Genomic DNA, 16,105 nt, shown 5'->3' with positions numbered 1-16,105 from the left:
CTTTACTCTCATAATTATACACAATATTAACTAAAAATAAAGTACATATCATATATTTTTATTTTTAAATCGCTTACATTATTATATACGATTCTTTGCTTATATAGAATAGTAATTCGTGTTATATTGATATAAGATTTTTAGAAATGGTGATTTAATGAATAGATTACTCATCGCTATATTTATGTTTACGATATTTTTACTCGGAATAATGGAACTCATTATTTCAGGACTTACTGAAATGATTAGTACCGAGCTACATATAAGTTATGGTTTAACTGGACAGTTGATTACAGTGTATGCTGTATCTTTTGCGATTTTTGGACCCGTATTAATACAACTGACACACAAATTCAGTCAGAAGAAGACGCTTATTTATGCATTTTTAATATTCCTATTCGGAAATGTGATATTTATGCTCAGTCATTCGTTTACGATGCTCGCAATCGGACGTGTTGTGACGGCGATGGGGGCATCGGTTTTAATCGTTAAGATCTTAGACTTAACGTCATTATTATCTGAAGCACATAAAAGAGGAAAGACGATCGCATTTGTATATATGGGTTTTAGTGCAGCGAACGTATTTGGAATTCCAATAAGTACTTTAATTGGTAATATATTTGGTTGGCGAGAAGTGTTTTTCATCATCATTGTACTCACGATTATTACAGCAATTCTCGTATTAACGAAAACACCGAATACTACGTATACGATTACGACAGAAGATAAAAACATCATCACGCATAAAAAGAACGTCGTATTATACATTACAATTACGCTACTTATACTCACTGCGAACTTTATTATTATTGGATATATTTCTCCCTTATTAACGAGTAACGGATTCACACTGAATCAAGTATCACTGGCCTTATTTATAGCAGGGTTAGGGGGTATGTCTGGGACATATCTCGGAGGAATGTTAGTCGATAAATTTCCAATTAAATATGCGATGATGACGATGATCGTATTATTTTTAATGATGACAATTGCGATTCCATTTACATTTAGCATTCCTGTTTTATTTTATATCGTGTTTTACTTATTTAACGTGTTTGAATGGAGTACATCTCCAATGATTCAATCCGGACTAGTGAGTAGCGTAAAAGGAAGTGCAGCAAAAGTCTTTAGCTGGAATATGTCGAGTTTAAACTTAGGGATAGGACTTGGTGCGGTTATTGGTGGGATATTTATTGACCGAATCGCTCCGTTACATTTACCATATATAAGTGCAATATTTTTAGTTGTCGGCATATTCATTGCATCACAGCTGACATTAGTTGAAAGAAGTGAATAATTTGAAGCGTATATTTGTACTCATCATATTGTCGTTATTATTGACTTTCGTACTCAATGCGACAGACATATATCATATTGATTTTACAATTACAAACCTCATTTATATATTTATATTTTTAGTGATTCTAATGGTTATCTATAAAATTATATTTAGATTTATAAAAACCTTTGCAGTGTTCTTTATATTAATAATAGGAGTATTCATTTTGTATTACATTTACGTTTATATTACAGGTCAACCAATCGAATCACTCGAATTTTTAAACAACTATTTATTTAATAACTGAAGGTGAATCATATGGAAATAGTTAAAGTAACAGAGCATCATATCGATGACGTCTTAAAACTTCAGCAAGAAGTGTACGATAATTTAGAAGATAAAGAAATGCTTGAAACGATACCACGAGATTTAATGTTAGAAATTCTAAGCAATGATTACAGCGTTGGAGTATTTATAAATGATGAACTAAAAGCACTCCGTGCATTTTATATACCTAAAGTAGGTGAAGCGGATCATTTAGCTGACGACGCTGGTGTTAGTCAAGAAGATACGATATATTCAGAAATAACATTTATCGATGAATCGTTACGAGGTTATAATTTACAGCTAAAAATGGGACGCGTATTGTTAGAGAAGTTAAGAGAAGATAAACGGTTTAAATATTTAATCGGTACAGTGATGCCAAAGAACTTAGCGAGTTTAAAAAACACGTTAAATTTAGGGTTAAAAATCGTGAATACGAAAATCAAATATGGTAATAAACGAAGACATATCCTTTTTCTAGATTTAGAAAAGGAACTAACATATCATGGTGAACCAATTAAAATAAAATACGACGATATCGATTGGATGTTACAATATGGTAAAGATTATATCGGTGTAAAATTTGAAGACGAATATATTACGTATTACAAAAAATGAGAGTCACGTGAGTGACTCTCGTTATATTTTTGAGTTTTTAAATTATAATTTCAGTTATAAAAAAACCTAAAATTGGATTTAATATCCAATTTTAGGGGAGATACTCATACTTTAAGAGTATTAAAAAAGTATAAATTTTGATTTTTCATCTTTTTTGTAATGTAGTTTTACTACGAATGGATACGATAAACTTGGTGATCCAATAAAAGTGTATTGTTGTTCGAGTTTAATGTTTCTTTTTCCTACAGGGTCATAGATCACGACGGAATTATTGTCCTTTTCAATCGTAATATATTGTCCTCTTGGTTTTTTCACAATGTTCGTCACTTTGTAGTTAGAGAACTTCAAAGGTGTATTTGGACGATATTCTCCTTTTTTAAACTTCGGAATATCCGCTTCATAATAGTCATCTTGTAAATTATACGCATGTACAACGTCTTGTATTTGTTGACTCATCACATTATCTGGAATTTCTTTTGGGTTATAATATAACCGATCTTGTTGATATAACCCGATAACGATTGTTGTAATGACTAAGCTAACTACTGTAAATCCTGCCCACATCGCAGTACGTTCATGGAGTGACTTTTTTACAGTTATCGTAAAAAAGTACAGTGTGATTAAAGCAAATATTATAGCTAATATTAAGTACGTGTTCATAACATCACCTAAAAAGAGTATTAGTTAAATTTTAGTTGAAGTATCTAGAAACCGCAACGTTAATTAATAATTGGTTCAATAATAATTTCAACATTACCTCGTATTGCTTTAGACACCATACAATTTCGATCTGCGATTTCATTTAAACGATCGATTCGTTTATGAAGTTTATCAGTTTCATTCACTGAAATAGTAGGGCGATGCGTAATTTTTTCCATTTTAAATTGTCCATCATCACTTAAAGAAGCGGTACCGATAGATGTTAGTTCAATCGTAACGTCAGTAAATCTCGCACGCTCTAACGCTGCAGACAGACTAATAATATAGCAACTTGAAGCGGCCGCAACTAACAACTCATCTGGATTTGAAGCATTACCAGGTCCACCAAGTGAACTTGGTATTGAGATATTTCCATTTAAATGATCCGCTTTAAACTCTCCTGTAGAATTTCTTCCATTATTCCAAAGTGTTTGAACTGTAAAATCATGTGTAATCATAGAATCACCTGAATTATTAAATTGATATAAGTAAGTGTATCATTTTGAAACACAAAACTATAGAAAACAGTTATTTTATGATATATTAATATATATTTTATAGTATATTTGATAAAAACTACATTTTTTATAAAGTGGGTGAGTAAAAGATGAAGTATAAAGATTTAAAAACGGTATTTCACATGTCTGGAACACAAGAATGGGAAAATGAATACACAAATAGATTCAATCATTACGGTTCATACAGAACAGATATTAATATACATCCAATTCAAGATCAACGTCAAAAACTTGATGTATCATATCCAGTATTCTTTTCAATAACTAAAACGATATTTGAAAGTACAGAAACAATACTCTTAAACTCTAATAAAATAAACTTTCTTTTAAATGAGCAACCAGAAACAGCAAAGAAAGCGTATATAACAAAATTAATTATTAATGAGTTACAAAGTACAAATGAAAAAGAAAATATACGTAGTACAAAAGAAGATATTGCAGATGCGATTTATAGTGTGGATGTTAATAAGAAAAACAAGAAATTTTTAGGACTAGTTAAGCAATATACATCGCTACAAAAGGTGAATGGTGAAAGATTCGAAAATGTTAAAGATTTTAGAACTGCATATGACAAACTTTTAATTAATGAAATAGATCCTGAGGAGTTACCAGATGGAGAACTTTTTAGAACATCTGGGGTAGGGATATATGACAGATCAACAAATAAATGGACACATAGAAACGAGTTTAATGAAGCGGAAATTAATTTGTTTTTAAAAGATATTATACAATTTAATAAATACTATAAGGCACCACAGTTATTAAAAATAGTTTCTACTCATTTTATGTTTGAGTACTTACATCCATTTTATGATGGTAATGGAAGACTTGGAAGGTATATACTTGCGAAGGAATTGATCGCTTACCTAGATATCATAACTGCATTTACTTTTTCCTATACTATAAATAGAAATAGAGGGAAATATGATAAGTCATTTGAAAAAGCAACAAACTTCCATAATAAAGGTGAATTGACTTTATTTATAGACACGATGTTAAAACTTATTATTGAAGGCCAAGAAAGTGCAATTAAAGATTTTGAAGATAACAAACAAAAGCTATCGCTTTTAGTAGAAAATCTTAAAAACGAAAATTTATTGGACGATGAATTTATCGTAATAAAAAAATTATTAGAAGATAAAGTGTTTGGTAGCCATTACTCTAGAATATCGGTGAAGAAATTAGTAGAAGAGGTGCCGTTTAGCAGACAAAAAGTAGATAAAATTCTAAAAAAACATTTGGATAAGCTCGATAAGTTAAAAGGTAACCCAGTCGTTTATGAAATAAAAGACAGTTTTATCGAAAGATTATTGTCATATTAAAAGCGTCGGTACATATGGTTATTCATATGAACCGACGTTTAATTAATATTTATACTTTAAATTTATATCTTCTTTACAAATTCTGATTTTAGCTTCATCTGACCAAAGCCAGGAATCTTACATTCAATATCATGTCCATCCTCAGGTTCTATTAGTCTAATACTCTTAATATTTGTTCCTTTTTTAATTGAATCAGAAGAACCTTTAACTTTTAGATCTTTAATCACAGTGATTGAATCACCATCGTTTAAAACCGTTCCATGAGCATCACGAACGAGTTGAGATTCCTCAAACTCAAGTTGAGAATCCTTCGTCCACTCGTGACCGCACATCGGACAAATATACAATTGACCATCCTCATATGTATACTCCTGATTACAACTTGGACAAGCAGGTAATGTTGTACTCATTAAAAAGCCTCCTAAAAATTAAGTTTTCATACTTCGTTTTTTATCAATTCACTTTTAATAAAACGCTTTTGTTAGATTCTATAATAGGTGAGAAACTATAAGAAGGCAAGGAGAGTGTACAAATATGCTTTAAATGTTTAATAGTCTATAATTAATATGTGATAGATGATTATTTTACTGAAATTCTATTAAGGCTATAGATTATATTTTAAGCATTTGCTAAAAATATTGATGACAATATTATCCTTTTAAATATGGACTATCAGGAGGTGTTTATGGATGACTAACGTAGAGAAATACATTATAGAACCATTTCATGATGCAACTGATGATGAAAAGAGGTTAGTCGGACCTTGTATATTTGGTGACAATCCTTTTGTTTTTTTTCAAGACAAAGAATACATGATGGCATACTTAGATGAACTTGGAATACCACACCATGAAGAAATTAGAAGAGTATTAAAGTATATTATTTCGGACATTCAATACGAGGACGAAAAGCCAACGTTAGTAGAAGCATTGAGTAAAATTAAAGAAATTAGAGAACTTCATGCACAGGGGGACTATGATCTTAAATAGGGGTGTACAAGAATGACTAATATAGAAAAGTATATTATTAAACCGTTTGATGAAGCAACAGATGATGAAAAGAGATTAGTGGGACCGTCAATCTTTGGGAATAACTTGTTTTTGTATCTTGAAGAAGAACCCCTTATGTATAACTACCTTGATAGTCTAAACATCCCACACGAAGAACAGTATAGAGATGTAATTAAATTTGTTTTTTCAATTGTTCAACATGATGAGGATGGAGAGATAACTCTTGAAGAAGCGTTAAGAGTTATTAAGGAAATTAGAGATACGGGTGGGAAAGGGCCATACAAGATAAAAAGTAGGCAAGTAATCAAGATAAGGCTACCTAATAAAGAATAAACATATTATAAACCAGGGATTAATATCCATGGTTTTTTGCGTAATTATATAATTATATAATTACCTCAAATGTGAGGTTTTTATAGTCTCTTTCTCCTCTTCTGATTGCGTTAAAATTGCTAGATGAAACACCAGTATCTTTTTGAATTCTATAGCCAGATACATTCTCATCCTCAATTAATTGTTTTATCATATGTTCAACTTCTTCAATAGGATTCATTAAAGCACTTCCTTTTATTTATAGTTTTAGCTACTTTTAAATATAGAAATATATATTGTTAAATTATTCTATAGAATATTATATCCTTGTTTTTTTGCGTACTCATATAAAGATTTTATAGTTTCATAACGTGCTTTTTCTAAACTAGATTTTCCATTTCTTAAATCTTGAACAGTTTGGTATGGCAGTCCAGCTTGTTTAGAAATTGAGTAACTAGATTCTTCTTTAAATAAATTTAAAATAGTTTGATCAATGTCATTAAACATATAAATCGTCCTCCGAAGTTAAATGATAGTTAACTATAATTATAGTTATTTTATTTCGTTAAGACTAATAGAATTGGTATTATCTTTAATATAATGAACACGTTACATAGGTATTACCAATTAGGAGAGTGCAATCTTGATAACTAACATTTCATTTGTTCTTTATTTATTCTTTACTTTGTAAGTACCTTTACTTTACTATATCATATTTAGTAAGTGGGGAGTTAATAGCTCCACCACACTTTGATTAAAGTGCCGATTGTGGTTAAGATGTAAACAATGTTTTTAATTATTTCTGTTTGTGTCTTAATTCTTTCGGCTCTTATTTTTATTTCAACCAATATTTTACCTGAGCTATATTCAAAACGTTTTTTCGAATTAATACTTAGCATAGAAAATCTCCAGAAACTTATATTACTGGAGGTTAAAAACGTTTCTACTTTTTGATAATTTGCTTAATATAAACTCTTTGTAGTTAGATAGGCTTAAAAGAGGTTATATCATAGATTTAATACCCCTTTGACTTTGCGTATTCGTATAACTTTTCAGCATTACTTAATATCATTCGGTCTATTTTCAAAGATCCTAAACGATATTTTTGGATTGTAGAAGCGTCAATACCAGTTTGTCTGCTGATTTCAGCAGCACTTATAGACTTATCTTCTAATAATTTGATTATATTGTTTCTCATATTTATGGAATGAGACGAGTTTTATTTTATTTAAAGAGTAGAATAAGATAGACGATAATAGCTATACCAATTATATAATTTAAAGTAGTTTTTAAATTGAGTTTTGTAGTGTATTTCATTTTTATCGCCTCCTATAATATAATATAGATAGGGGAGCTCATCCCCCTATAACCAAAGTTTGAGCATAGTGCCGATTGTACCGATTGCTATACAGATATTTCTAAAGGTTTCTGAGTTTAGCTATCGTCTTTCGGCTCTTATTTTTTGAATCTCTTCAGATTCTTTAACTCGTCTCATTCTTTCACCTCCTTATACTTATATTATACATGATTATAATCACGAAGTCAACGATATATGTTACATAATATAAAGAAGGTTATTTTATTTATATTCTTTGGATTCGTCTTTAATAATTCTTAACGGTTCAAATGGAATTAAAGAAACTTTAAATTTTACCTCTGCCCATATACTTTTTTATATTTTTGAATCCCCCAACACTAATACCAGTATCCTTACTAATCCTATAGATTGTAATGTTCTCACTTGCAACTAAATTTAGGATAGTTTTTTTAATTTCATCAAACATATAGGCACCCCTTATTTAAACAATGCAATTAAGATATTAATTACAGTCAAAATTATAATAACTATCAGTAAAGCATTTATTTTTTTAGTATTTGTCATAATAATGTACCTCCTTTATAATGAAGGTAGAGAGCCTTTCGGCTCTAAACCTTATTTTATAAGAGCAATGAGAGTTTGGATTAAAGCTAATATTGTTTGGAAGATTACTAGCTTTAAAGTTAAATTGTCTCGTTGCTCTTTTCGCTTTTCCGAGCGTTTCAAAGTTACATATAAACTGTACTTTCTATATTCATCACATCACGTCACATATGAGATATAATTCTCAATTGTTTTCCTATGAAAAAACAAAACAATGATATATCATTAAAGTAGTAGATAAGGAGGGGTACAATGTCAAAGCTTAACGATTTTGCGAATTATATGATCGAGTCACATAGAAACATTACTTCTTCTCAATTAAATAGTGAACTGAAGCTGCAAAAGCTACTGTACTTTGCACAAAGAGAAAGTTTAGCATATACTGGCGAGGTTCTTTTTGATAATGATTTTGAAGGCTGGGAGCATGGTCCCGTGCTTAAAGATATTAGGTATTATTTTGATGAAGACTATTCTATTAGTAGTAAAGAGTCTACTTTAACTGAAACTGAAAAATTTATTATAGATAGTGTTATCCACAAGTATGCTAAATTTGATGCCTGGTACCTAAGAAATTTAAGTCATGAAGAATATTCTTGGATTAAATCTAGAGAAGGTCTTAAACCTCATGAATCAGGGAACAAAATTTTAGCCGTATCTGATATAAAAAAAGATGCAGAAAAAGTTAAGGTTTTTGATTCCCTGTATGGGGTATATATTGACGAACATGAAGATGCAAAAGGGTATAGTTTTGGACTATAGAAAAAGTACGAAAGACTATATCAATTGTATTACACTGTCACGTTACCCTTATTTTGATGTAAAAAGTCAAAAGAAAAGTTTTAAAGTTAGACCCGTTTTAATTATTGGTTTCGAGAAAGACACTTTTCCATGCGACATAAATGTATTACCAGTTTCATCTATTCAATCATCAAAACATAGACACAATGAATATGATAAACAAATTCCAGATGATATATTAAACCAGTTAGATACTGTATTGACCAAAACATCTTACATTAGAATCCATAAGCAAAGCGCTGTATCGTCAAACGATGTAGTTAACAATGTAGACCCTGTTAATTTAAAAGATATATCTCAGGAATTTTATTATGAAATAATAAAAGCGCATAAGAAATTTTACAATGAACTTTTTGAATGAAGTAAAAATCAGCGACTAATATCCCTGATTTTTTATGTAGTTGTACAATTCTTCAACAAATTTTAAGATAATACTGTCTAGTTTACAACCAATTCATTACTGATGTGTATTAAAAATAATGTGCTATAATATATCTAGGAATAGCTACAGTATCCGTACGCGGACTGTTTGCGGAAGACGTCTATATTGATTGTAGACGTCTTTTTATTTGCATAAAAATAAGCACCCACATTCTTATGTGAGTGCTAAATATAATCTATTTTGTACCTATATTTTTTGCCCCAATTTTGCCCCAATTTTGCCCCAATTTCAAATATAAATACGGGTAAATAAGGGTATTATGTTAATTTTTAATATAAAATAAAAACCCCACAAACATTGGTTTAACAACGTTTGTAGGGTGATTGTAGAAATTAAGTCGTTTATCTTGAGTAGTACTCAACGATTAATTGTTCGTTGATTTCAGCTGATAATTCGCTACGCTCTGGTTGACGTACGAATGTACCTTCTAGTTTATCAGCGTCAAAGTTTAGATATTCAGGAACAAAGTTGTTGAATTCGATAGCTTCTTCGATGATGTTTAATTTTTGTGATTTTTCACGTACAGCAACTGTTTCACCTGGTGAAAGTTGGTAAGACGGGATGTCTAATACTTTACCGTTAACAGTGATGTGTCCGTGGTTTACTAATTGACGTGCTTGACGTTGTGTTTTAGCTAAACCTAAACGTAATACTACGTTGTCTAAACGTGAAGCAAGTAAGATCATGAAGTTTTCACCGTGAATTCCAGGCATTTTACCTGCACGATCGAATAATGTACGGAATTGACGTTCGTTAATTCCATGCATGTAACGAAGCTTTTGCTTCTCTTTTAATTGTAAACCGTATTCTGAGAGTTTAACTCTTTGGTTTGGTCCATGTTGACCTGGAGCGTATGGACGCTTTTCTAATTCTTTACCTGTGCCTGATAATGAAATACCTAGGCGACGTGACTTCTTCCAAGTTGATCCTGTATAACGAGCCATTTTTGACTCCTCCTTAATGATATATTTATATGCAAATAACATCATAAGGGGTAGTTACTTCTATGGATATGTGATTCAAAGTGTCTTCGCCTCATAGCATTGGTTACACAACACATCGCAACCGCTAATCACATAAGGTCATAGAATAAATACCTGCTACTTATATTGTTCATTTACACAATTTATTATATTACTTGAATCTCTACGTTTTGTCAACAGTTTATCGATTATAAATACTTTTTAATTATCTCTACGACTTCGATTAAACCAACGCGGTCTTCTTCATCGAATCGTTCATAAATCGGTGCATCGATATCTAACACTCCGATTCCTTTATCGTCTTTATAGATCGGTAATACGATTTCTGATTTACTACGAGCGTCACACGCGATATGGCCTGGGAATTCTTCGACGTTATCAACGATAAATACGTCGTTACCTCTATAAGCAGTTCCACAAACACCTTTACCAACTTCAATAGTCGTACATGCAGGTTTTCCTTGGAACGGACCAAGGACGAGTTTTTCTAGTTCTTCATCGTATAAATAAAACCCGACCCAGTTAATATCTTTTAGAAAGTGGTTAAGTAGTGCAGAAGCATTTGCCAAATTAGCAGTTATGTTTAAGTTTTCCTCAAGTAATGCATCGAGTGCTCCGTGTAGTTCTGAATAGTTTTTAAGCTGAATATCATCAAACATTGTATGTCCTCCTAAAGTAACTGTTACATTTTTAAAAATTATACTGTTTATTGTTTTTTCTTTCAAAGAATTAGTCTATAATTGATAATAAGTTGAGGAGGGTAATTGTATGTGGGTTTACATTTTAATTGGACTGATTATCCTTGTTATTATAGTAATCGGATTACTGTTGTTTTTAAGAAAATCAAAACTTGAAGAAGTACAGAAAGAAGAAGCACGATTACAAGATGTAATTCAATTACCATTTCATTTAGATTTAGAAAAATTAAAAACATACAATCTACATGGAGAGGCAAAAGAATTATACGAACACTTGGATGAGAGATGGAAAGATGCGTTATCCAACAATAAGACGCATGCAGAAAGCAATTTTAAAGCTGCAAATGAAAATTTAAAGAAATTTAAATTTAGTGATAGTAAAAAGAACGAAGATAATGCCGTTCAACATATCGGTAATATCGAGACTACATATGATGCGTTAACAGTTGAAATTAACGACTTTATGAAACAAAATGATGAGAGCAAAGAGTTATATGAAGAGTCGGTTACGCTTCAAAGAGAAGCAAACCGTGACGTTTTAGCAGATGGCCATAAATTCGGTGACTCGAGAAAACCATTAGAATCGTTAATCAACTCATATGAACCAGAACTAGAGAAGTACAACACACTCATCGATGAGGGGAATTACAATAACGCACATGATCATATCGTAGAAATTCACGAAGAACTTACGAATTTAAAAGAGAGTATGGAGAAAATCCCTGCGCTTATTAAAGAAGTTCAAAAAGACTTACCAACACTATTTCAAGAAGTCCGTTATGGTTGTAGAGAGTTAAGATTAGACGGATATGATTTAGAGCATATCAAAGTCGATACGACGCTATCACGCTTACGTACAGAATTAAATTTAATCGAGCCTAAAATTGCAAAATTAGAATTAGAAGAAGCAGAAGAAGATTTAGAACGTATTCACAGCGAACTCGATGATATGTATGACTTAATTGAACACGAAGTCGAAGCGAAAATTAAGTTCGATGATTTACGTGACAAAGTGAGTGATATGCTGTTTAAAGCGAAAGACACAAACATGTCATTACGTACTGAAATTAACTTTATTAAAGATGCATATTATATTAATGATAGAGAAATTCAAACAATTCATAAATATGAATACGAAATCGAAGATCTCGTTACGATGTATGCAGATATTGAGTCTGAAGTTAATAAAAATACGACGCGCTATAGTCAGATTATCGATAACTTAGAACACATCGATCATACGATTGAAGATATTAATGACAAGCAAGAAGATGTACTAGATTACTTACAGTCGTTAAAATACGATGAAGAGGAAGCAATCGATAATACGAACTTAATCGATGACAAAAAAGAAGAAGTCATGCATAGATTAACGACGTCAAACCTTGTGAGAATTCCAGAGCAGTTTATCGTTATGAAGCATGAACTCGATAACGAAGTGAAAGAAATCGATAGATATCTTGAACGTCGTCCGTTAAATGTTCGTTATATTAAAGAAAAAGTCGATAAAGCAGTTATTTTATTAAACAACTTCGAGCAAGAAGCGTATGAAGTCATTCACGACTCTGAACTGTCTGAGTTAATTATTCAATACGCAAACCGTTATCGTAAAGATAACAGTACATTAGATGGTGAAATTGAAGAAGCGACGCGTTTATTCAATGAAAATAGATATAAACGTGCACTTCAAATTGCAGAACATGCATTACGAGAAGTTGATGAAGATGCAGTAAAGCGTATCATCGACTCATATGAAAACAGATGAGAGACTTAGGAGCATTCCTAAGTCTTTTTTATGGTAGGTGAAGGAAACAATGATTTATTTTGACAACGCAGCAACGACATGTCCATTAGACGACGTCTTACAGACGTATGACACGGTAAATCGAAAATATTTTTATAATACAGCAAGTTTAAGTAAAGGTGGACAAGAAGCGAGAAAGCTTCTTGAAGCTTCTAGAACACAGATCAAGCAACTATTTAAATTAAATGATTACGACTTACTATTTACTTCTGGAGCCACAGAAAGTAATAACATCGTGATTCAAAGCGTCATTAAAAAGAAAAAACAATTCGGTCGAACGGTGCTCGTTTCAGAACTTGAACATCCGAGTGTTATCGAAGTACTGAGACATATTGATGGGATCGAATTAGTATTTATTGATACGACACCGGAGGGAATCATTGATATCAAAGATTTACAAGAAAAGATGTCGGATGATGTAATCTTTGTATCGGTTATTGCAGTTAACAATATTATCGGGAGTATTCAACCGATCGAGAAAATTGTTGACGTCATCAAGCAATATAACAGAGCATTTTTACATGTCGATGCAACCCAAGCTGTCGGTAAGGTAAATATCGATTATCGCGGGGTGGATGCTGTGTCGTTTTCAGCGCATAAGTTTTATGGCGTTAAAGGTGTCGGTGGATTATTTGTTAAAAATATTGCGCAGTTAAATCCAGTGATGTACGGTGGCGGACATGAATATAACGTGAGAAGTGGTACGGTAAACTTACCTGGTATCGCGTCTACTGCGAAAGCACTACGTTTATCTTTTGAAACGATGGAAGATACGTATAATAAGTTGAATTCGTTTAACGATAAAATACGTGAGGCGCTTCGACAATATGAAGGGGTATATATCCAGCCTAAACATGTACCACATTATATTAACCTGTCGATTACAGGTGCTAAAGGTGAAGTCATTGTGAACGCACTAAGTAAACGTGATATTTATGTATCTACAACGAGTGCATGTGCGTCACAACGTAACGCACCGAACGAAACACTCATCGCGATGGGAAATCCGTTACGTGTGATTGAAGGAAGTATCCGTCTTACGATGGGACAGTATACGACTGAAAGTGAAATAGATACGTTTATAAAAGTATTTGATGAAATATATAAAGAATTAGGAGATGTCATCGTTGAAATATGATTTACTACTTGTTCGTTACGGCGAACTTACGTTAAAAAAGAAAAATAGAAAGATGTTTATCGGTAAATTAGTGTCGCAAATCGAACGTGCTTTAGAAGGACTTGACATCGTTATCCGTGCGAATAGAGATAGAATGTACATCGATCTAGAAAATGAAGATGCATATGAAGTCATCAATCGATTAAAACATGTGAACGGAATATTAAGCATGTCGCCAATTATTCGTCTTGAAAAAACGGATGAAGCGATGAAAGAAAATGCATTACTATTAGAGTCAACATTTAAAGAGGGCGATACATTTAAAGTTGAAGTAAAACGTATCGACAAAGCGTACCATTTAAAGACACATGAAATTCAGCAGTTAATCGGTGGTTACGTCGTAAAAGAAACAAATCGATCAGTGAATATAAAACATCCAGATCATACGATTATGATAGAAATTCGTTATGACGGAATTTATATGTACAGTGAAGTGTATGACGGGGTCGGTGGATTACCACTTGGAACAGGTGGTAAAACTGTTTTAATGCTTTCTGGTGGAATCGATAGCCCAGTCGCTGGATTTGAGATTATGCGTAGAGGTGTTGAAATTGAAGCAATTCACTTTTTCTCTCCACCGTATACGAGTGAGCAGTCGTTAGAAAAGGTAAAAACACTTGTAGATATTATGGCCGATAAAACCGGTGTCGATATTAAAATGCATATCGTACCATTTACAAATATTCAAACGACTATTTACGATAAAATACCTGATGGATATTCGATGACGACAACGAGACGTATTATGTTAATCATCGCAGAACGTCTCGCACGTAAAATCGGTGCGGAAGCGGTCGTAAATGGAGAGAATATTGGACAAGTTGCATCGCAAACATTAACGAGTATGAATACGATTAATGCAGTGACAAATTTCCCAGTACTACGACCATTACTCACATATGAAAAGAATGAAATTATACAAAAAGCTGTGAATTACGGTACGTATGAAACTTCAATATTACCGTTTGAAGATTGTTGTACAATCTTTAAACCAAAACAACCGAAGACATCACCAAATTTAGATAAGGTCATAAAATATGAATCTAATGTCGACTTTGAACCACTCATCGAAGATGCGTTAAATCAAATCACAACATACACATCAAAAAACGAACAAGAATCTACAGAATTTGAGGATTTACTGTAATCCACTGTGTTATACTAACTCATACAGATATTAAAGGAGATGAACTTATGAAACGAACGATTGCATTAGTCGCAGCAATTGCCTTACTGATTTCAGGCGTTGTAATGAGCGTATTTAATGTATTCCAAAAAGATCAATTTGAAGACTTATTTAGTAGTCTTGTAGATGATTCACCTGTTAGCGTTATTGAAGAAGGTGACCCGTCAAATAGAATCGCGGTCATTAGTGTAGATGGCGTCATTCAAGATACACCGCAAGGTAGCGGATTATTTTCTGGAGTAGCGGGTTATAATCATCGTTTAACAGTTGATGCTTTAAAAGAAATTATTGAAGATGATTCAGTGAAAGCAATTTTACTTGACGTAAATTCACCAGGTGGTGGAGTATTTGAAAGTGCTGAAGTATACAAGTACTTAAAAATCGCAAAAGATAAAGGGAAAATTATCTACAGCTCAATGGGTAACATGGCAGCAAGTGGTGGATATTATGTCTCAGCACCTGCAAATAAAATTTACGCAAGTAACGAAACGATCACTGGTTCGATCGGCGTAATTATGCAAAGTATCGATTACAGTGAGCTTGCTGAAAAATACGGCGTAAAGTTTAACACATATACATCAGGCGATATGAAAGACATGTTATCAGGAGCAAAAACTCCATCTAAAGAAGAAAAAGAATACGTTCAGCACATGGTAGATACGATGTTTGATGAGTTCGTAAAAGTTGTTGCTGAAGGGCGTAACATGAGTGAAGAAGAAGTACGTAAATTAGCAGATGGACGTGTATATCTTGGAAGTGATGCCATTGACAACGGACTTGTAGATGAGATTGGATACTTTGATGACGCGCTCGCTGATTTAAAAGAAGAGATTGGTTCAGACAATCCACAGGTTTATACGTATGGTTATGGTTCAGGTCGTTTTTCAATGTTCAATTTTAACGGACCGAGCATCGTGAAACAATTATTTAACGATTCAGATGCGTTAATCGTTGAAAACTTAATCAATAAACGCCAAGGTCCAAAACCGATGTACTTATATGATGAGTAAGGAG

21 protein-coding genes are annotated in these 16,105 nt (G+C 32.4%); 12 read left to right on the top strand and 9 right to left on the bottom strand.

Features of this window, described 5'->3' with window-relative positions; translation table 11 throughout:
- Positions 1 to 157: 157 nt before the first annotated feature.
- Genes HMPREF2767_RS05030 through HMPREF2767_RS05025 form a run of 3 tightly spaced genes read left to right on the top strand, consistent with a single transcriptional unit; the run spans position 158 to position 2,221 of the window.
- Positions 158 to 1,297 (top strand): MFS transporter, encoded by a 1,140-nt coding sequence (locus HMPREF2767_RS05030; protein ID WP_070622810.1) that lies wholly within the window; start codon positions 158 to 160, stop codon positions 1,295 to 1,297.
- 1 nt (position 1,298) lies between these two features.
- Positions 1,299 to 1,586, top strand: a complete 288-nt coding sequence (locus HMPREF2767_RS08675) for a hypothetical protein (protein ID WP_145998141.1) — start codon at positions 1,299 to 1,301, stop codon at positions 1,584 to 1,586.
- Between the two features lie 11 nt (positions 1,587 to 1,597).
- A complete protein-coding gene (locus HMPREF2767_RS05025) occupies positions 1,598 to 2,221 on the top strand; it encodes a hypothetical protein (protein ID WP_070622809.1) in 624 nt (207 codons plus the stop codon).
- A gap of 120 nt (positions 2,222 to 2,341) precedes the next feature.
- On the opposite strand, the gene HMPREF2767_RS05020 is transcribed toward HMPREF2767_RS05025, so the two are convergent.
- A complete protein-coding gene (locus HMPREF2767_RS05020; RefSeq protein WP_070622808.1) occupies positions 2,342 to 2,881 on the bottom strand; it encodes a hypothetical protein in 540 nt (179 codons plus the stop codon).
- Positions 2,882 to 2,940: 59 nt separating this feature from the next.
- On the bottom strand, positions 2,941 to 3,378 hold the full coding sequence (locus HMPREF2767_RS05015) for an SACOL1771 family peroxiredoxin (protein WP_070622807.1): 438 nt from the start codon (positions 3,376 to 3,378) through the stop codon (positions 2,941 to 2,943).
- Between the two features lie 149 nt (positions 3,379 to 3,527).
- Between HMPREF2767_RS05015 and HMPREF2767_RS05010 the strand changes: the two genes are divergently transcribed.
- A complete protein-coding gene (locus HMPREF2767_RS05010) occupies positions 3,528 to 4,760 on the top strand; it encodes a Fic family protein (RefSeq protein ID WP_070622806.1) in 1,233 nt (410 codons plus the stop codon).
- A 62-nt stretch (positions 4,761 to 4,822) separates the two neighbouring features.
- Here HMPREF2767_RS05010 and HMPREF2767_RS05005 read toward each other — a convergent pair whose 3' ends face one another.
- Positions 4,823 to 5,170 carry a zinc ribbon domain-containing protein YjdM gene (locus HMPREF2767_RS05005; protein ID WP_070622805.1) on the bottom strand — a complete coding sequence of 116 codons (348 nt, stop codon included), beginning with the start codon at positions 5,168 to 5,170 and terminating at the stop codon, positions 4,823 to 4,825.
- Positions 5,171 to 5,449: 279 nt separating this feature from the next.
- Here HMPREF2767_RS05005 and HMPREF2767_RS05000 point away from each other — a divergent pair, with 279 nt between their 5' ends.
- Positions 5,450 to 5,749 carry a hypothetical protein gene (locus HMPREF2767_RS05000; RefSeq protein ID WP_070622804.1) on the top strand — a complete coding sequence of 100 codons (300 nt, stop codon included), beginning with the start codon at positions 5,450 to 5,452 and terminating at the stop codon, positions 5,747 to 5,749.
- A 12-nt stretch (positions 5,750 to 5,761) separates the two neighbouring features.
- Complete coding sequence (locus tag HMPREF2767_RS04995) at positions 5,762 to 6,103, top strand: hypothetical protein (RefSeq protein ID WP_070622803.1); 342 nt, start codon at positions 5,762 to 5,764, stop codon at positions 6,101 to 6,103.
- A gap of 52 nt (positions 6,104 to 6,155) precedes the next feature.
- On the opposite strand, the gene HMPREF2767_RS08750 is transcribed toward HMPREF2767_RS04995, so the two are convergent.
- The 4 genes from HMPREF2767_RS08750 to HMPREF2767_RS08745 form a co-directional block, all read right to left on the bottom strand.
- Positions 6,156 to 6,323, bottom strand: a complete 168-nt coding sequence (locus tag HMPREF2767_RS08750) for a helix-turn-helix domain-containing protein (protein WP_168162120.1) — start codon at positions 6,321 to 6,323, stop codon at positions 6,156 to 6,158.
- Between the two features lie 68 nt (positions 6,324 to 6,391).
- The gene (locus tag HMPREF2767_RS04990) at positions 6,392 to 6,589 is read right to left on the bottom strand and encodes a hypothetical protein (protein WP_070622802.1); all 198 of its coding nucleotides are present in this window, start codon (positions 6,587 to 6,589) and stop codon (positions 6,392 to 6,394) included.
- Positions 6,590 to 7,097: 508 nt separating this feature from the next.
- A complete protein-coding gene (locus tag HMPREF2767_RS08575) occupies positions 7,098 to 7,280 on the bottom strand; it encodes a helix-turn-helix domain-containing protein (RefSeq protein ID WP_083302060.1) in 183 nt (60 codons plus the stop codon).
- Positions 7,281 to 7,725: 445 nt separating this feature from the next.
- Positions 7,726 to 7,866: a hypothetical protein gene (locus HMPREF2767_RS08745; RefSeq protein WP_168162123.1), complete on the bottom strand. Its 141-nt coding sequence runs from the start codon at positions 7,864 to 7,866 to the stop codon at positions 7,726 to 7,728.
- 389 nt (positions 7,867 to 8,255) lie between these two features.
- Between HMPREF2767_RS08745 and HMPREF2767_RS04985 the strand changes: the two genes are divergently transcribed.
- Both HMPREF2767_RS04985 and HMPREF2767_RS04980 read left to right on the top strand, forming a co-directional pair.
- Positions 8,256 to 8,762, top strand: a complete 507-nt coding sequence (locus HMPREF2767_RS04985; protein ID WP_070622801.1) for a Panacea domain-containing protein — start codon at positions 8,256 to 8,258, stop codon at positions 8,760 to 8,762.
- A complete protein-coding gene (locus tag HMPREF2767_RS04980) occupies positions 8,752 to 9,162 on the top strand; it encodes a hypothetical protein (RefSeq protein WP_148129000.1) in 411 nt (136 codons plus the stop codon). The genes HMPREF2767_RS04985 and HMPREF2767_RS04980 overlap by 11 nt, the downstream gene beginning before the upstream one ends.
- 422 nt (positions 9,163 to 9,584) lie before the next feature.
- On the opposite strand, the gene rpsD is transcribed toward HMPREF2767_RS04980, so the two are convergent.
- Both rpsD and HMPREF2767_RS04970 read right to left on the bottom strand, forming a co-directional pair.
- Positions 9,585 to 10,187 carry a 30S ribosomal protein S4 gene (gene rpsD, locus HMPREF2767_RS04975; protein WP_068129271.1) on the bottom strand — a complete coding sequence of 201 codons (603 nt, stop codon included), beginning with the start codon at positions 10,185 to 10,187 and terminating at the stop codon, positions 9,585 to 9,587.
- Positions 10,188 to 10,414: 227 nt separating this feature from the next.
- Positions 10,415 to 10,885, bottom strand: a complete 471-nt coding sequence (locus tag HMPREF2767_RS04970) for a GAF domain-containing protein (RefSeq protein ID WP_070622800.1) — start codon at positions 10,883 to 10,885, stop codon at positions 10,415 to 10,417.
- A gap of 109 nt (positions 10,886 to 10,994) precedes the next feature.
- Between HMPREF2767_RS04970 and HMPREF2767_RS04965 the strand changes: the two genes are divergently transcribed.
- From HMPREF2767_RS04965 to sppA, 4 genes are read left to right on the top strand one after another with little or no spacing between them, the layout of a single operon-like run.
- Positions 10,995 to 12,689 carry a septation ring formation regulator EzrA gene (locus HMPREF2767_RS04965; RefSeq protein ID WP_070622799.1) on the top strand — a complete coding sequence of 565 codons (1,695 nt, stop codon included), beginning with the start codon at positions 10,995 to 10,997 and terminating at the stop codon, positions 12,687 to 12,689.
- A 49-nt stretch (positions 12,690 to 12,738) separates the two neighbouring features.
- Positions 12,739 to 13,866 (top strand): cysteine desulfurase family protein, encoded by a 1,128-nt coding sequence (locus tag HMPREF2767_RS04960; RefSeq protein ID WP_070456809.1) that lies wholly within the window; start codon positions 12,739 to 12,741, stop codon positions 13,864 to 13,866.
- Complete coding sequence (gene thiI, locus HMPREF2767_RS04955; RefSeq protein WP_070622798.1) at positions 13,856 to 15,052, top strand: tRNA uracil 4-sulfurtransferase ThiI; 1,197 nt, start codon at positions 13,856 to 13,858, stop codon at positions 15,050 to 15,052. Before HMPREF2767_RS04960 ends, thiI begins: the two co-directional genes overlap by 11 nt.
- Positions 15,053 to 15,099: 47 nt before the next feature.
- Entirely contained in the window at positions 15,100 to 16,101 is a 1,002-nt protein-coding gene (gene sppA / locus HMPREF2767_RS04950) for a signal peptide peptidase SppA (protein ID WP_068129280.1), read from the top strand.
- The last annotated feature ends 4 nt before the right edge of the window (positions 16,102 to 16,105 follow it).

The organism is Nosocomiicoccus sp. HMSC067E10, from assembly GCF_001810835.1.
Lineage (GTDB): Bacteria > Bacillota > Bacilli > Staphylococcales > Salinicoccaceae > Nosocomiicoccus > Nosocomiicoccus ampullae_A.
The sequence above is the reverse complement of the archived record's forward strand: the minus strand, read 5'-3'. Positions and strand labels throughout refer to the sequence as shown.

Excerpts from the sequence above, each read along its gene's own strand:
- HMPREF2767_RS05030 (WP_070622810.1), top strand. The coding sequence starts at position 158 with ATGAATAGATTACTCATCGCTATATTTATGTTTACGATATTTTTACTC.
- HMPREF2767_RS05025 (WP_070622809.1), top strand. The coding sequence starts at position 1,598 with ATGGAAATAGTTAAAGTAACAGAGCATCATATCGATGACGTCTTAAAA.
- HMPREF2767_RS05020 (WP_070622808.1), bottom strand. The coding sequence starts at position 2,881 with ATGAACACGTACTTAATATTAGCTATAATATTTGCTTTAATCACACTG.
- HMPREF2767_RS05015 (WP_070622807.1), bottom strand. The coding sequence starts at position 3,378 with ATGATTACACATGATTTTACAGTTCAAACACTTTGGAATAATGGAAGA.
- HMPREF2767_RS05010 (WP_070622806.1), top strand. The coding sequence starts at position 3,528 with ATGAAGTATAAAGATTTAAAAACGGTATTTCACATGTCTGGAACACAA.
- HMPREF2767_RS05005 (WP_070622805.1), bottom strand. The coding sequence starts at position 5,170 with ATGAGTACAACATTACCTGCTTGTCCAAGTTGTAATCAGGAGTATACA.
- HMPREF2767_RS05000 (WP_070622804.1), top strand. The coding sequence starts at position 5,450 with ATGACTAACGTAGAGAAATACATTATAGAACCATTTCATGATGCAACT.
- HMPREF2767_RS04995 (WP_070622803.1), top strand. The coding sequence starts at position 5,762 with ATGACTAATATAGAAAAGTATATTATTAAACCGTTTGATGAAGCAACA.
- HMPREF2767_RS08750 (WP_168162120.1), bottom strand. The coding sequence starts at position 6,323 with ATGAATCCTATTGAAGAAGTTGAACATATGATAAAACAATTAATTGAG.
- HMPREF2767_RS04990 (WP_070622802.1), bottom strand. The coding sequence starts at position 6,589 with ATGTTTAATGACATTGATCAAACTATTTTAAATTTATTTAAAGAAGAA.
- HMPREF2767_RS08575 (WP_083302060.1), bottom strand. The coding sequence starts at position 7,280 with ATGAGAAACAATATAATCAAATTATTAGAAGATAAGTCTATAAGTGCT.
- HMPREF2767_RS08745 (WP_168162123.1), bottom strand. The coding sequence starts at position 7,866 with ATGTTTGATGAAATTAAAAAAACTATCCTAAATTTAGTTGCAAGTGAG.
- HMPREF2767_RS04985 (WP_070622801.1), top strand. The coding sequence starts at position 8,256 with ATGTCAAAGCTTAACGATTTTGCGAATTATATGATCGAGTCACATAGA.
- rpsD (WP_068129271.1), bottom strand. The coding sequence starts at position 10,187 with ATGGCTCGTTATACAGGATCAACTTGGAAGAAGTCACGTCGCCTAGGT.
- HMPREF2767_RS04970 (WP_070622800.1), bottom strand. The coding sequence starts at position 10,885 with ATGTTTGATGATATTCAGCTTAAAAACTATTCAGAACTACACGGAGCA.
- HMPREF2767_RS04965 (WP_070622799.1), top strand. The coding sequence starts at position 10,995 with ATGTGGGTTTACATTTTAATTGGACTGATTATCCTTGTTATTATAGTA.
- HMPREF2767_RS04960 (WP_070456809.1), top strand. The coding sequence starts at position 12,739 with ATGATTTATTTTGACAACGCAGCAACGACATGTCCATTAGACGACGTC.
- sppA (WP_068129280.1), top strand. The coding sequence starts at position 15,100 with ATGAAACGAACGATTGCATTAGTCGCAGCAATTGCCTTACTGATTTCA.